The sequence below is a fragment of the uncultured Ferrimonas sp. genome (assembly GCF_947489035.1).
In the GTDB taxonomy this organism is placed as follows: Bacteria; Pseudomonadota; Gammaproteobacteria; order Enterobacterales; family Shewanellaceae; genus Ferrimonas.
The window spans coordinates 1-314 of sequence record NZ_CANLCI010000086.1 but is presented as its reverse complement, the minus strand read 5'-3'; the positions used below and the strand labels follow the sequence as shown (position 1 = coordinate 314).

Below are 314 nucleotides of genomic sequence, written 5' to 3'. Positions count from 1 at the left end.
ACCGCGTCTTCTGCATCGGAAATGATGGGCAGATCGTCGGTACCAGTAATGGTGATGGTCACCGTGGTGGTGCTGCCATCGGACAGCGTCACGGTGAATTCACGAACTTCTTCCTGACCCAAAGTCAGCGCATCAACGGTGTCGTTGTCGGCTAGGTCGAAGGTCCAGCTGCCATCGGCGTTGACCACGAAGGTACCGTAAGCATCGTTGATGGTGTTGGCGTTGAAGGCCAAGTCGGGGTTATCGGCGTCGGTGGCGATCAGGGTGCCATCGAGGATGGCGCTATCCCCTTCGGTGATGCGGTCGGCGTCGCT

1 protein-coding gene is annotated in these 314 nt (G+C 58.6%); it reads right to left on the bottom strand.

The features are described from left to right. On the bottom strand, positions 1-314 hold a 314-nt coding region (locus Q0796_RS18215), incomplete at both ends, for a VCBS domain-containing protein (RefSeq protein WP_298445906.1).